The sequence below is a fragment of the Caulobacter sp. FV2ye17ST genome, from assembly GCF_058680955.1.
In genome coordinates, this window is the sequence record NZ_CM178727.1 from 3,698,439 (window position 1) to 3,711,527 (window position 13,089).

Here is a 13,089-nt window from a genome sequence, read left to right on the forward strand (position 1 = left end):
CGGTCAGGCCTTGGCGGCGCGGCCGATCACGCTCTCGAAACCCGCCGCGCAATAGGCGAACAGGCGGCGGCGCACGGCCTCCAGGTCGCTGGAATGGCACTCGCCGTCCGAGAGGGAATCGATCCGGCCGGTCTCGGACAGGGCCAGCATCATCGAGCCGGTCAGGAACTGGTAGCACCAGAAAAGATCGCGATATTCCGCGTCCGGCCGGGCGGCCTTCAGGGTCTCGACCAGCTTGTGGACCACCGGATCGAAGAACCGCGTCATGGTCTCGCCGCCCCAGACGGGGGTGTTGTTCACCTGGGCCACCAGGACGAAATAGTTCTTCCAGCCCTGCCCGCCCTCCTGCGAAATCCGCAGCAGCGGCTCGATGAAGGCCTCGATCACGCCCTCCACCGTCATGGCCCCGGCATGGGCCTTCACATAGAGGTCCATCGACGCCAGGCGGGCCTGGTTGAGGATCTCGGCCCGGCGCAGGAACACCGCGTCGAACAACTCGCGCTTGGCCCCGAAATAATAGTGGATCAGCGCCGTATCGACGCCGGCCTCGGCCGCCACCTGCCGGGTGGTCACGCCATAGAAGCCGTGACGCGCGAACAGGCCCTCGGCGGCGTCGAGGATGGTTTCCTTGAGGTCCAGACCCTTGGCCTTGGACGGTCGACCCCGCCCGCCGGCGCGGGCGCGGGGCTTGGCTGCGGTCATTCGACTCTCTTGCCTGCCTTGATTGCGCTGTCCCCGGATGGCCCATCCGGGGGAGCGTGGCAAGACGGATGAGGGTTCGGGGCGCTGGATGTGCGGTGGGCGCTGCTGCCGGCGGGGCTGGCGGCGGAGGTTTTGAACGGCGGCTATGGGTGGGAAGCGGCCCTCGGAACCCCTCTCTCATAGAGGGAGGGAGGGGCCCGCCGCGGAGCGGTGGGAGGGTGAGAGGTTACAGCCTCTCGGAACCTAGCTCTGCAAAGACGGCGGGTGGCTAGCTCTTATCCTGGGGTGGGACTGAACCCGCTGGGGAATGGCGGAAAGGCCCGGGCCTTTCCGGAGACGGTGAAACCTCTCACCCTCCCACCGCCTGCGGCGGCGGGCCCCTCCCTCTCTCTATGAGAGAGGGTTTCAAAAAACGTCCGCTCAGGGTCGGAAGCAGTCTTTGGCATCAGTGAAGGAAGCGGACGCCCCGCGCGTCCCGCTCATCCTTAAATCTCTTGGAGGCTGCAGCGTGCTGGTCTGGAAAGGTCAGTCAAGGACGGCTTCGCCGCCGCGGAGCGGCCGCCCGGAGGGCGGTGTCGGCGGAGTGACCTTTCCAGACCAGCGATCGTCTCGCCGTGAGATTTAAGGATGGCTCCCTTCGGCGCGAAGGTGGGGCGGGACGCCTCTTCAATAAATCACCGTCATTCCCGCCCTTGTGGCGGGAACCCCTGCTTCAGCTGACACGTGAGCCGCCAGCGAAGTGCGCGCGCACTTCGCACCTCCCGCACCTGCGGCGGCACGAGGGGTTCCCGCCACAAGGGCGGGAATGACGGGAGGGTATGGGGATAGACTGTGCTGCATCCCCGTTTTTTCGAAATTCGATCTCAACGAGATCAACGCCTTGTAAAAAACCTGATCGCGCCCGTCAGACGCGCTGAAACCTCCCGCATAATGCTCTCACCTCGTCGCGAGGAAAGGGCGCAAGGCCAGCGACCATTGCGGCGGCGGGGGGTGATCGAGCGGGACTAGGGTCGAGGGGGATACTCGACCGGTCCGGGGATCCCGGCGTTGCGGGACCCGCCCGCCGTTGGCGTGGATGAGGACAGACGGGTGTGTTCATTAGTCATTAGATTGGCTCGCCCGCCTCGACCGCCGAGCGGCTCCGGAAACGGAGCGGCCCGGCTCCCGGTAAGGCCTGAACAGGGCCACCTGACGGGAGGCTGACGGATAACGACCACGCGGAGCGGACGGCTTCGTCGAAACGGTAATCACTATCTCTCATCCGGACGTGGTCCGGACGCTCCGCGACCCTTTCCATCCCTTCAGCGAATGATCGCGTGAAGCCGGAAACCCGCGCCCTCAGCCCAGGAACATCCGCCACATCAGGCGGCCGGGCATGAAGGTGAACAGGCCGGCGATCAGCAGGCCGCCGACGAACATGCCCGTCATGTTGCGCGCATGCTGGCGAACCTTGCCGCGCTTGATGGCGACGATGGCCATGGGCAGGGCGATCAGGGTCCAGCCGCTGATCAGGTGGATGAAGCTGAAATGACCGGGATTGATCGTGCGGATGAACAGCGAACTGATCGCCGTCAGGGTCATGGCGATCACCCAGGTCCAGCCCAGGCGCTTGTGCAGGCCCGTGCCCTTGACCCCGGCCAGCAGCACGCAGCCGATCAGAAAGGCCGTCACCGCCCCGGCCACATGCAGCTGGATGGCCAGCGGCGCGGCGGCCAGCAGCGACAGGTCCGGCGCATGGGGCTGGAAGCCGGCCTGCTCGAGCCTGCGCAGCGGCGCGGCCAGCACGCCAGGATTGGCCGCCAGGATCGCCAGGGTGACCAGACCCAGGCCCAGGACGCCCAAACGTCCGCCCAGCGTGGTCCGGCGCATTGACATGTTTTGATCAGCCATCTTCATCTCCCTTGGCGACGGCGCCGCCCCTTGGCGCTGCCCGTTCCGTCGACACACCGTTCCTGGAGCCGTCCTTCCCGTGCCTCAATCGCCGTTGCGTCAGTCGCCGCCCCGCTTTCGTGAACGGCTGGCGGACGCCGTTCACGCTTCGCGAATGGCGCTGACCAGCCCCGAGGCCCGGCGCGGCTTTGTGGTCTCGGCCTGCGCCGGACTGTTCCTGGCGCTGATCGGGGCGTTCGGCTCGGGCCAGGCGCCGCTGCCCATGAGGCTGATCTACTGGGTGGGCCTGTGCGTGGCCGGCGCGGTGGTCGGCACGGGGGTCAGCCAGCTGATCGGCCGCGACGGCCGGGCCGACGCCCGTCCCTGGCTGTATGGAAGCCTGATCGCCATCGGCATCACCCTGCCGTTCACCGTCGTGGTCTGGCTGGTCACCGAGCTGATGTTCCACGGCCCGCCGCGCCCGCAGGCCCTGCCCGTCTATCTGGCCCCGGTGTTCATCATCACGACGGCGATGACCGGGCTGAATTTCCTGGTCCAGCGCCGGCCCACAGAGACCCACGCCGCCCCCGTCGGCGCGCCGGCCCCGCGCTTTCTGGACCGCCTGCCGCCCCGCCTGCGCGGCGCCCGGATCCACGCCGTCGAGGCGGAGGATCACTATCTGCGCCTGCACACCTCGAAGGGCGAAGACCTGATCCTGATGCGCCTGTCGGACGCGGTCGCCGAGCTGGAAGGCATCGAAGGCGCCCAGACCCACCGCTCCTGGTGGGTGGCCCGGGACGCGGTCGAGGACGCCCGACGCGGCGACGGCCGGGCGACCCTGACCCTGCGCGGCGGCGTCGAGGCGCCGGTCAGCCGGGCCTACGCCAGGGCGTTGCGGGAGGCGGGGTGGTTCTGAAGGTCGATGATTTCGGACAGAACCATCGCCACAAATTCCGCTCTCCCCGGCGAAGGCCGGGGCCCAGATTCAGCCAGAGCGTCTGGGGATGACGCGCCTTCCGACCCTGCCAGAACGCCCTCGGCCCAGGGTTCGATCTGGGCCCCGGCCTTCGCCGGGGAGAGCGGATTCAAAGGATGATTCAGCTGGAAATCATCTCTCTACTACCCCCGCCGAGCCCGCCACTCATCCCGGGTCTGGCCCCAGATGTCGATGACGTGGTCGGCGAACGGCGCGGGCAGCTGGCCCCGTCCCCTGTTGTACGACCCCAGCCGCTCGGCGACCTTCTGCGAGGGCGTGTTCTCCGGATCGATGCAGTGGATGACCTCGTCCCAGCCCAGATAATCAAAGGCCCAGTCGATGGTCGCCGTCGCGGCCTCGACCGCATAGCCCTTGCCCCAGGCGGCGCGGGTCAGGCCCCAGCCGACCTCGGTTCCCGGCCAGTCCTCGGGCTGCCAGGGACCGATCCGGCCCAGCCACCGGCCGCTGGACTTCTCGATCACCGAGAACATGCCAAAGCCCTTCAGGACCCAGGAGCCGGCCATCGAGGCCATGCCCCGCCAGGCCGAAGACCGGGGCTGCAGGCCACCGATGAAACGGGCGGCCTCGGCGTCGCCCATCAGGTCCGCCCAGCCGTCCAGATCTTCCGTGGCGGTGGGGCGCAGGATCAGGCGCGGGGTTTCAAGCGTGGGACCGGGAGCGACGGGCATATGGGGACTTCCTTGCTAGACGACGCAGGCCGCCAGGCCCTCGCGCCGCACGGTTCCGGACGCCGCGCCGATCTTCCGCGAGCGCTTGGCGACATATTTGCCCGGCTTGACCACCTTCCACTTCAGTGGGCTGGGCAGGATGGCGGCCAGGCGGGCGGCCTGGGCCTGGGACAGCTTGTCAGCGCCGATCCCGAAATACCGGCGCGAGGCGGACTCGGCGCCATAGATGCCGGGGCCGTATTCGATGGAGTTCAGATAGACCTCCATGATCCGCTTTTTGCCCCAGAAGGTCTCGATCAGGACCGTGAACCAGGCCTCCAGCCCCTTGCGGACATAGGAGCGCCCCGGCCAGAGGAAGACGTTCTTGGCGGTCTGCTGGCTGATGGTGGAGCCGCCGCGGATCTTCCGGCCCTTCTCGTTATTGGCGTAGGCCTTCTGCAGGGCCTCGAAATCGAAGCCGCGATGGTCGCAGAACTTGGCGTCCTCGGCGGCGATCAGGGCGCGCGGCAGGGCCGGCGAGACCGAGTCGATCGACCGCCAGCGATGGTCCAGGCCCTTGCCCTCGACCGCGCGGATGACCATCAGCGGGGTCACCGGCGGCGGCACGAACCGGAACACGATCACCGCTAGCACCGGCCCGGCGACCAGCACGATGAAAAGAGCCAGGAAGATATTCCGCAACAGCTTCACGTATCGCCTCTTGTCTTGACGCTGCGGCCGGATGCTAGCGACTGGATAGGTCCCTGTCGCGGGGGCATGAACGACCTTGCTCAGGGAGCTTTGGCATGGATGTCCTCGACGCCGTCAACCGCCGCATGTCGGTGCGCGCCTTCAAGTCCGATCCGGTGGACGCTGCCGTGCTGCGCGAGCTTCTGGACGCCGCCGCCCGCGCGCCCTCCGGCGGCAACCTCCAGCCCTGGCGGGTTCAGGCGATCGCCGGGGAGCCGCTCAAGGCGCTTCTGGCGACCATGCAAACGCGGGTCGCCTCGCCCGACACCCCCGAATACGACGTCTATCCGGCCAATCTGTGGGAACCGCTGCGCAGCCGGCGCTTCCAGGTCGGCGAGGACCTTTATGGCGCGCTGAACATCCCGCGCGAAGACAAGATGGCGCGCCTGCAGTGGTTCGCCAGCAACGGCCAGGGCTTCGGCGCGCCGGTGCTGCTGTTCTTCTCGGTCGACCGCCGCTGCGGCCCGCCGCAGTGGAGCGACCTGGGCATGTACATGCAGACCCTGATGCTGCTGGCCGTCGAGCGGGGCCTCGACACCTGCGCCCAGGAGTTCTGGTCGCACTATCATCAGGTGGTCGACCAGCATGTCGGCCTGCCCGAGGGCCACATGCTGTTTTCCGGCATGGCCCTGGGCTATCGCGACGAGACCGCCCCGGTGAACAACTGGCGCTCGCGCCGCGACCCGTTCGAGGCATGGGGCGAACTTAAGGGGTTCTAGAGCCCTAACCGGCGAACTGGCGCGGTCCGGTGATGTCCGGGATCGCGATCACGCCGGCCTCGCCGTCCTCGTCGCCCCAGGCGAGGCGTTGACCATCGGGAGACACCGAGAGGGCGCTGATCGCGGCGCCCTTCTCGGCCTTCAGGGTCTCGATCCGGCCATTGCGCATGTGCGCCGCCCAGATCTTGCCGTTGTCCTGGCCGGCGAACGCGACCGGCAGGGCCTCGAGACCCGCCACCCGGACCACCATCGAATCACGGGAGAAGCCGATCTCGGCGGCTTCCTTGCCCATCGGGCCGCTGGCCCCGGCGAACGGCCAGACCACCGCGCCATTGGCGCCGGCGGTGACCAGCAGGTTGCCCTTGTCGAAGAAGGCCACGCTCTTGATCTTGGCCGGATAGCCGCCCATCCGCATGTCCTTGCCGTCCGACAGGCGCCAGCCGTGCAGCTGGTTCTCCTGCATCGACGAGACCAGGAACTTGCCGTCAGGGCTGAAGGCGACGGCGATGTGGCTGCCGGCCCATTTCAGGACCTGCGGCTTCTGTTCGGCGATCTTCGCCCACCAAAGCTGCGCGCCGCCATAGGCCGCCGTGGCCAGGCGCCGGCCCTTGGGATCGAAGGCCAGGCCCGACACCGTCTTCTCGTGAGCGAAGACTCGCGAGAACGCCGGATCGGCCACGTCCCGGACATGGGCCTCCTTGCCGGCGGTGAAGGCGATCAGGCCGGAGGCGGGACTGGCCGCCAGATGCTCGATCCACTTGCCCTTCACCTCGGCCAGGACGGTGGCGACCACCTCGCCGGCCTCGATTCGGCTCCAGATCACGCGGCCGTCGTCGCCGCCGGTGACCAGCCCCTGACCTGAGGGATGCACAACGGCGCTCAGAACCGCGCCACCCATGGGTCCGCCATGCGCTTCCACGGTGACATAGCCGTCATCGGCCTCAAGCCGAACGGTCCCATCGCCCAGGGCGAAGGCGGCGCGACCGTCGCGGTCGAAAAGGGCTGCGGTGACAAAGGCGTCGAAGGAAAAAATCATGCCCGCGCCATACCCCGACAGGGCTCTGGCGCCTAGCCAGATGGCGCCCGGGACCGCCCGGCGCCCTGACGGGTGCGAACATCGTTCGACCAGAAAGACTCGAAAAGGGGTTGCCATTGCGCTGCGTCGTCGGGCTTTACTTCCGAGCCCGTCTGCGCCAGACGTGGCAACCTAACAATTGCGGGACCGCGAGTGACGCGGCCCTTGGGAGACAGTCAGGCTATGGCGGCTAAACTCTCTGGTGGTGGCGGTGGTCGCTACTCCCTGAATCAGAACTCCGAAATCAACGTCACGCCTTTCGTGGATATTCTCCTCGTTCTGCTGATCATCTTCATGGTCGCGGTGCCGATGGCCACCGTCGCGATCAAGGTCGACCTGCCTCCGGCGACGATCCCGCCGCCCAACGCGCCGAAGCCGAAAGAGCCGGTGTTCATCTCGATCCAGAAGTCGGGCGCTCTGTTCATCGCGGACAAGCAAACCAGCCTCGACAACCTCGAGATCGATCTGGACGCCAAGTTCAACGCGACCGGCCAGGCCGGCCCGAAGGACGACCAGCGCGTCATGATCCGCGCCGACGCCGACGTGCCGTACGCCGACTTCATGGGCGTGCTGAACCAGCTGCAGACCGCTGGCTGGTACAAGGTCGGCCTGATCAACGAAGACATCCACTAAGGATCTTCGGCGCCAACCACTCTGGCGAGCCAAATCTGAAGAGCCCCGGAAGCCTCGCTTCCGGGGCTTTTTCTTTGTCCCTTCCCGCGAACCGACAGTCGCCCGACAGTCGCCCGACAGGCGAGCCAGCGGTCGCGTACGGCACGGCGTTTGAAACCGTCCCTCCCGAGAGGCCAGGGGCGTCCCGTTTCAGAACAGAAGCGGCCCCCAGGCGGAGACCCGGGAAAGCCGAATGCTCAGCGAATGGAACCAGGCGAAGTCCGCCACCCAAGGCGTTTCGATCGAAGGCGTCCGCATCAATCTGCCGACACTGGACACCGCCGCCGATGAAGCCATCCGTCGCGCCGAGCGTGGCGAAGGCTTCACGCTGTTCACCGTCAATCTCGACCACCTGGTGAAGCTGGCTTCGAATGAGGCTTTCCGCGCCGTCTATCGCCGCGCCACCTACGTCACCGCCGACGGCTGGCCCGTGGTCTGGCTGGCCGGCCGCAAGAACGCCACGCTGGAGCGCGCCACCGGCGCCGATCTGGTCGAGCCTCTGTGCCACGCCGCCGCCGAACGTAACCTGGGCGTCTATTTCGTCGGCCCCGGCCCCCGGGCCCAGGCCGGCGCGCTGGAAAAGCTGACCCAGCGCTTCCAGGGCCTCAAGGTCGCCGGCGCCGAAGCCCCGCAATTGCCTTCCGGCGATGGCCCGGCCATGCTGGCCGCCATGGATCTCGACGCCATGGCCCAGCGCATCAACGCTTCCGACGCCCGCATCTGCTTCGTCTCGCTGGGCGCGCCCAAGCAGGAGATCCTGGCCGACGCCCTGGCCGCCCGCTGCCCGGGCGTGGGCTTCATCTGCGTCGGCGCCGCCCTGGACTTCATCTCCGGCCAGGCTCGCCGCGCCCCGCAATGGATGCAGCAGGGCCGGCTGGAGTGGTTCTGGCGCCTGGCCAACGATCCGCGCCGCCTGGCCGTGCGTTACGCCGAATGCGCCATTCTGTTCGCGAGCCTCGCTCTGGGCCTGGCCGGCGGTCAGGCCGGCGCGCCCGCCGGCGCCGAACCGCACGGCGTCCTGCGATGATCCCGGCGGCCGGACGACTGTCGCGACGGTCGCTTCTGGCCTCGACCCTGGCGCTGGCCGCCTGCGGAAAGGGCGCCTCGGCCGATCCCGCCTCGCCGGTTCGCAGCGGACCCGTCCCATTATTGCGCGACCTGGCGCCGTTCCGGATCGGGACAGAGATCGTCTCGGACGAGTTTGGCCGTCCCGGCTTCGACGCCGCGGCCAGCACGCAGTTCTCGCAGATCACCGCCGGCTTCGAGATGAAGATGGAGTACATCCTGCAACAGGATGGCTCGCTGCGGTTCGAGGGCGGCGATCGCATCGCCGACTTCTGCAAGGCCAACAACCAGGCCCTGCATGGCCACACGCTGATCTGGTACATCGACAGGCCGGTCGCCTTCCAGAAACTGGTCGGCGACAAGCGGGCCTTCGACAGGGCCTATGCCAGCTACATCCAGGCCGTCGCCGGACGCTACAAGGGCCTGGCCCGCAGCTGGGACGTGGTCAACGAGCCCGTCGCCGATGACGGCGTGTCGCTCCGCGAATCGTTCTGGACCGAGAACCTGGGCCAGGAAGGCCACTTCATCCGGGCCCACGAAGAGGCTTACGCCGCCGATCCCGACGCCCTGCTGTTCGTCAACGAGTACCATCTGGAGAGCAAGCCGCATAAGCGGCGGACCTTCCTGAAGCTGATCGAGGACATGCTGAAACGCGGCGTGAAGATCGACGGCATCGGCAATCAGACCCACATCGATGTCGACCTGCCGCCAGGCAAGATCACAGAGGCCATGCGCGATCTCGCCAGCCTGGGCCTGCCGATCCACCTGTCGGAGATCGATGTCTCGTTCCAGACGCAAGGCGTCAGCCTGAGATCGAAGGCCGAGAAGCAGGCCAGCCAGCTGAGCCTGTATCGCGAGGCGATGGAGTCTTTCGTCGCCCTGCCCGAGAAGCAGCAGTTCGCCTTCACGATCTGGGGCGTCCGCGACGCCGACTCGTGGCTGCGCAACGCCAGCTGGGTCAAGGACAAGACCGACCAGCCGCTGCTGTTCGACGACCTGGGCCGGCCCAAGGAAACCTTCTGGACCCTGGCCGACGTCCTCCAGGGCCGCTGATCCCGGTTTTTTAAGACTAGGGCCTTAGCCTCGACCGCACGTTGCGCGGAGGGGTCGCTCATGAGCGGTCATCACAAGGACTATGTCGCCGGCCTTGACGGGCTGAGGGCGGCTTCGGTCAGCATGGTGATCCTGGGCCATGTAGGCCTGGGCGACCTGATCCCCGGCGGGATGGGCGTGACCATCTTCTTTTTCATCAGCGGCTTTCTGATCACCCGGCTGCTGTGGGCCGAGCGCGACGCCAACGGCGGCGTCGACCTGCTCCGCTTCTACGGCCGCCGGACCCTGCGCCTGCTGCCCGAGATGCTGGTGCTGCTGCTGGTCCTGACCTTCATCGTCGGCCCACTGCTGAACCAGCCGATGCAGCCCCTGCAGGCCCTGGCCGGCATGACCTACTGGACCAACTATTATATCATCAGCGGGATGGGCGACTGCGCCAACTGCGCCGTCACCGGACACCTGTGGTCGCTGGCCGTCGAGGAGCACTTCTATCTCGTCATGCCGCTGGCCCTGTTGCTGTGCGGCTTTGTTCCGCGCCGCATGGCGGTGCTGTTCCTGGTGGCGATCATCGGGGCGGCCGCCTGGCGGACCTACGCCCTGACCGTGCTGCATGCGCCGGAGGTCTATACCTACAAGGCCACCGAGAGCCGGATCGACTCGATCGCCTGGGGCTGTCTGGCGGCGGTCATCGACCGCGCCTGGCCGGCGGCCATGGATTTCATCAAGCGTCGCGGCTGGATGGTGTTTGGCGCGGGCGCGGCCCTGATGCTGGCCTCCCTGGCCTATCGCGACCCGATCTTCCGCGAGACCCTGCGCTATTCGGTCCAGGGCCTGGCCCTGGTCGGCATCGTCCTGCCGCTGGTCGTCGCCCCGCAACTGGGCGGCCTGGTCAAGCTTCTGGAGATCGCGCCGCTGCGCTGGATGGGTCGGCGATCCTACGCCGCCTATCTGTGGCACATGTTGGCCCTGACCCTGGGCGGCATGATCGTGGGCTTCACGGGGATCATCGAGAACGCCCCCCGGATCACCCAGCTGCAGGCCCTGCCCTTCGTGGTCGCCCTGTCGTGGATCTTCGCCGAGCTCAGCTACCGGTTCGTCTTCATGCCCGCACAGAAGCTCAAGCCGTTCGTCACGCCCAAACGGACGATCGCGTCAAAGGCCGCGTCGATCCCCCCGGACCGCGCGGCCGAGGCGGTCAGCTAGCGCTCCCAGCCTGACGTTCCGCCTGGGGTCCAAAGGCCGAGACCAGAAGGAACCACACAGCGCACAGCGGCAGCAGCATCAGCCAGACCAGCGCGCTCGCGGCCAGGCCCAGGGCCGTGGCCACGCGTCCGGTGGTGTCGAGAATCTTCGTCATCTTCCCCACTCCTCGAGACCGGCGTTTCAATTTGGCTCGGAACGCCGGTGTTCGTGGGTGAGATCGCAAGGCCGGGGCCATCGTTCGCCGAAGCGGTCGATCACGGCGCCAAGCCGTTAAGCAACCTTGGCGCGCTTTTTGCTCGACCCGCTCGTCGCAGGATGCGGCTTGGAGGGCTCGAATGACTTCAATCCAAAGCAGTGCGCTGAATCAGCAGCTTTATCAGCGCCTTTTCGACCATCTCGACATCGACAAAAGTGCGGCGCTCTCGCTGGATGAGATCAAGGCGACCGGGGCAAAAGGTGACGACGCCATTTTTGCCGAGGCGTTCAAGGCCTTGGATGGCGACCACGACGGCAAGATCGTTCGGGCGGAAATGACAGGGTCAGCCCTGTCGTTCGCCAGTGAAACGATCGGTGCGATGATCGCGACCCAAACCTCTGCCGCCCCTGATGACGGCAAGGTCGCTGAAGGCGCGTTGGACCGCCCGGCGTCCGGACAGCCGTCAGAGGCGGTCAAAGCACTGTTCGCCCGCGCCGACGTCGATGGCGATGGCTTCCTATCCAGCGACGAGATGAAAGCCGAAGGCGCCCTGCGCCGCGCAGCCAATCTTGATGCGGGCTTCATCTCGGGCCCGATCTTTGTCCCGCGGGACGCCAATCAGGACGGACTGATCGCGCCCGAAGAAATCAGCAGCGGTTCCAGCCAGCCCCTCAAGCTCAAGGCGGCGTTCTTCGACGAGATGCCCCCCGAGCATCAACAACACTGGCTTGAGGTCAGGGCGAACCATAACGCGCTCAACCCGGCCAATCCGATGCCCGAACCCATCATCTATTCGGCGGAGGAAAAGCAGCGTATCCGCCAGCAGCAGGACGCGGACTGGGCCGAGCGGATGTCCGGTCCCGAGGGAACCTACAAACTGCTGGATCGTGAGGTCACCGCCTATCGCGACAATGCCCGGGCGGAGTTTGACAGCATGGCGATAACCGACACGCTCTCCGCGCGGCTGATGAAGCAGATCCTGGCGGGCCTGGAAACCAAGCCCGCCAGCGCCAGCGTCATCGCCTAGACTAGGCGGCGCAGGCCTCGAAGCCGGCCTTCAGTTCGGCCTCGTCCAGATCGCGGCCGATGAAGACCATGCGGCTGTAACGCTTGTCCTTGTCGGTCCAGGGGCGCTGGAAGTCGCCTTCCAGGATCATGTGCACGGCCTGGAAGACCAGGCGGCGCTCCTCGCCCTGGACGTCGATGATGCCCTTGGCGCGCAGGATGTCGGGACCGCGACGGGCCAGCAGGTCGTTGAGCCAGACGGTGATCTTCTGGCCATCCACGGGCTTGTCCAGCGTCAGGGAGATGCCCTTGACGCCATCGTCGTGGATGGCGCTGGCGTGGTCGTGGCCATGATGGTGGTCGTGGCTGTGGTGATCATGCCCGCAATGCTCGTCATGGACGTGACCATGGTCATGCCCGTGGTCGTGGTCGCAGTGTTCGTCGTGCACGTGACCCGCCTCGCCGTGCGCCGGGTTCAGAAACTGGGGCTCAAGCTCGGTGATCCGCTCCAGGTCGAAGCTGTGCTTGCCCAGGATGGCGTCCAGCGGGACGTTCGAGCGCTGGGCGCGGTGGATCGGGGCCAGCGGATTAATGCGACGGATCCGGGCCTCGACATGGCGCAGGTCGTCTTCCGAGACCAGGTCGGTCTTGTTCAGCACGATCTGGTCGGCGAAGGCGATCTGCTCGACCGCTTCGCGGCTGTCGCTCAGCCGCAGCATGATGTGCTTGGCGTCGACGACGGCGGTGACCGAATCCAGCTGGGTGCGGGCCTTGACGTCCTCGTCGACGAAGAAGGTCTGGGCCACCGGGCCGGGATCGGCCAGGCCGGTGGTCTCGACGATAATGGCGTCGAAGCCGCCCTTGCGTTTCATCAGGCCCGACAGAACCCGGATCAGGTCGCCGCGCACCGTGCAGCAGACGCAGCCATTGTTCATCTCGAAGACTTCTTCGTCGGCGCCGACCACCAGGTCGTTGTCGATGCCGATCTCGCCAAATTCGTTGACGATCACGGCGTAGCGCTTGCCGTGCGCCTCGGTCAGGATGCGGTTGAGCAGGGTGGTCTTGCCGGCGCCGAGATAGCCGGTCAGCACGGTGACGGGGATCTTGCCGGTGGCAGCGGGAGTCTGGGTCATGGC

At 66.8% G+C, this 13,089-nt stretch carries 14 protein-coding genes and 1 pseudogene; 7 read left to right on the forward strand and 8 right to left on the reverse strand.

From position 1 onward, the window contains the following. Nucleotides 1–3 precede the first annotated feature (3 nt). From ACW17V_RS17695 to ACW17V_RS17705, 3 genes and pseudogenes are all read right to left on the reverse strand, one after another. Nucleotides 4–702, reverse strand: a complete 699-nt coding sequence (locus tag ACW17V_RS17695) for a TetR/AcrR family transcriptional regulator (protein ID WP_492106359.1) — start codon at nt 700–702, stop codon at nt 4–6. Between the two features lie 678 nt (nt 703–1,380). Then, nucleotides 1,381–1,559 (reverse strand): annotated as a pseudogene (locus ACW17V_RS17700) (hypothetical protein); the annotation flags it as partial. Nucleotides 1,560–2,040: 481 nt separating this feature from the next. Continuing rightward, on the reverse strand, nt 2,041–2,592 hold the full coding sequence (locus ACW17V_RS17705; protein WP_492106360.1) for a DUF2306 domain-containing protein: 552 nt from the start codon (nt 2,590–2,592) through the stop codon (nt 2,041–2,043). 154 nt (nt 2,593–2,746) lie between these two features. On the opposite strand from ACW17V_RS17705, the gene ACW17V_RS17710 reads away from it, so the two are divergent. Further along, a complete protein-coding gene (locus tag ACW17V_RS17710; protein WP_492106361.1) occupies nt 2,747–3,487 on the forward strand; it encodes a LytTR family DNA-binding domain-containing protein in 741 nt (246 codons plus the stop codon). 203 nt (nt 3,488–3,690) lie between these two features. Here ACW17V_RS17710 and ACW17V_RS17715 read toward each other — a convergent pair whose 3' ends face one another. Further along, nucleotides 3,691–4,236, reverse strand: coding sequence for a GNAT family N-acetyltransferase (locus tag ACW17V_RS17715; protein ID WP_492106362.1), 546 nt, complete (start codon nt 4,234–4,236; stop codon nt 3,691–3,693). Nucleotides 4,237–4,251: 15 nt separating this feature from the next. After that, on the reverse strand, nt 4,252–4,926 hold the full coding sequence (gene mtgA / locus ACW17V_RS17720) for a monofunctional biosynthetic peptidoglycan transglycosylase (protein ID WP_492106363.1): 675 nt from the start codon (nt 4,924–4,926) through the stop codon (nt 4,252–4,254). 95 nt (nt 4,927–5,021) lie between these two features. Here mtgA and ACW17V_RS17725 point away from each other — a divergent pair, with 95 nt between their 5' ends. Continuing rightward, a complete protein-coding gene (locus ACW17V_RS17725; RefSeq protein ID WP_492106364.1) occupies nt 5,022–5,684 on the forward strand; it encodes a nitroreductase in 663 nt (220 codons plus the stop codon). 4 nt (nt 5,685–5,688) lie between these two features. Here ACW17V_RS17725 and ACW17V_RS17730 read toward each other — a convergent pair whose 3' ends face one another. Further along, entirely contained in the window at nt 5,689–6,720 is a 1,032-nt protein-coding gene (locus ACW17V_RS17730) for a WD40 repeat domain-containing protein (RefSeq protein WP_492106365.1), read from the reverse strand. A 222-nt stretch (nt 6,721–6,942) separates the two neighbouring features. Here ACW17V_RS17730 and ACW17V_RS17735 point away from each other — a divergent pair, with 222 nt between their 5' ends. The 4 genes from ACW17V_RS17735 (at nt 6,943) to ACW17V_RS17750 (ending at nt 10,752) form a co-directional block, all read left to right on the forward strand. After that, nucleotides 6,943–7,392, forward strand: a complete 450-nt coding sequence (locus ACW17V_RS17735) for a biopolymer transporter ExbD (RefSeq protein ID WP_492106366.1) — start codon at nt 6,943–6,945, stop codon at nt 7,390–7,392. Between the two features lie 232 nt (nt 7,393–7,624). Continuing rightward, nucleotides 7,625–8,458, forward strand: a complete 834-nt coding sequence (locus ACW17V_RS17740; protein WP_492106367.1) for a WecB/TagA/CpsF family glycosyltransferase — start codon at nt 7,625–7,627, stop codon at nt 8,456–8,458. Continuing rightward, entirely contained in the window at nt 8,455–9,549 is a 1,095-nt protein-coding gene (locus ACW17V_RS17745; protein WP_492106368.1) for an endo-1,4-beta-xylanase, read from the forward strand. Before ACW17V_RS17740 ends, ACW17V_RS17745 begins: the two co-directional genes overlap by 4 nt. Before the next feature lie 60 nt (nt 9,550–9,609). Further along, nucleotides 9,610–10,752: an acyltransferase family protein gene (locus ACW17V_RS17750; RefSeq protein ID WP_492106369.1), complete on the forward strand. Its 1,143-nt coding sequence runs from the start codon at nt 9,610–9,612 to the stop codon at nt 10,750–10,752. Here the strand turns inward: ACW17V_RS17750 and ACW17V_RS17755 are convergent. Beyond that, complete coding sequence (locus tag ACW17V_RS17755) at nt 10,745–10,906, reverse strand: hypothetical protein (protein WP_492106370.1); 162 nt, start codon at nt 10,904–10,906, stop codon at nt 10,745–10,747. The genes ACW17V_RS17750 and ACW17V_RS17755 overlap by 8 nt on opposite strands. Nucleotides 10,907–11,087: 181 nt before the next feature. On the opposite strand from ACW17V_RS17755, the gene ACW17V_RS17760 reads away from it, so the two are divergent. Then, nucleotides 11,088–11,975, forward strand: a complete 888-nt coding sequence (locus ACW17V_RS17760) for an EF-hand domain-containing protein (protein ID WP_492106371.1) — start codon at nt 11,088–11,090, stop codon at nt 11,973–11,975. 1 nt (nt 11,976) lies between these two features. Here the strand turns inward: ACW17V_RS17760 and ACW17V_RS17765 are convergent, their stop codons facing one another. After that, nucleotides 11,977–13,086, reverse strand: coding sequence for a CobW family GTP-binding protein (locus ACW17V_RS17765; protein ID WP_492106372.1), 1,110 nt, complete (start codon nt 13,084–13,086; stop codon nt 11,977–11,979). Between the last annotated feature and the right edge of the window lie 3 nt (nt 13,087–13,089).

Coding starts and splice junctions, on each gene's coding strand:
- ACW17V_RS17695 (WP_492106359.1), bottom strand. CDS start 702: ATGACCGCAGCCAAGCCCCGCGCCCGCGCCGGCGGGCGGGGTCGACCG.
- ACW17V_RS17705 (WP_492106360.1), bottom strand. CDS start 2,592: ATGGCTGATCAAAACATGTCAATGCGCCGGACCACGCTGGGCGGACGT.
- ACW17V_RS17710 (WP_492106361.1), top strand. CDS start 2,747: ATGGCGCTGACCAGCCCCGAGGCCCGGCGCGGCTTTGTGGTCTCGGCC.
- ACW17V_RS17715 (WP_492106362.1), bottom strand. CDS start 4,236: ATGCCCGTCGCTCCCGGTCCCACGCTTGAAACCCCGCGCCTGATCCTG.
- ACW17V_RS17725 (WP_492106364.1), top strand. CDS start 5,022: ATGGATGTCCTCGACGCCGTCAACCGCCGCATGTCGGTGCGCGCCTTC.
- ACW17V_RS17730 (WP_492106365.1), bottom strand. CDS start 6,720: ATGATTTTTTCCTTCGACGCCTTTGTCACCGCAGCCCTTTTCGACCGC.
- ACW17V_RS17735 (WP_492106366.1), top strand. CDS start 6,943: ATGGCGGCTAAACTCTCTGGTGGTGGCGGTGGTCGCTACTCCCTGAAT.
- ACW17V_RS17740 (WP_492106367.1), top strand. CDS start 7,625: ATGCTCAGCGAATGGAACCAGGCGAAGTCCGCCACCCAAGGCGTTTCG.
- ACW17V_RS17745 (WP_492106368.1), top strand. CDS start 8,455: ATGATCCCGGCGGCCGGACGACTGTCGCGACGGTCGCTTCTGGCCTCG.
- ACW17V_RS17750 (WP_492106369.1), top strand. CDS start 9,610: ATGAGCGGTCATCACAAGGACTATGTCGCCGGCCTTGACGGGCTGAGG.
- ACW17V_RS17755 (WP_492106370.1), bottom strand. CDS start 10,906: ATGACGAAGATTCTCGACACCACCGGACGCGTGGCCACGGCCCTGGGC.
- ACW17V_RS17760 (WP_492106371.1), top strand. CDS start 11,088: ATGACTTCAATCCAAAGCAGTGCGCTGAATCAGCAGCTTTATCAGCGC.
- ACW17V_RS17765 (WP_492106372.1), bottom strand. CDS start 13,086: ATGACCCAGACTCCCGCTGCCACCGGCAAGATCCCCGTCACCGTGCTG.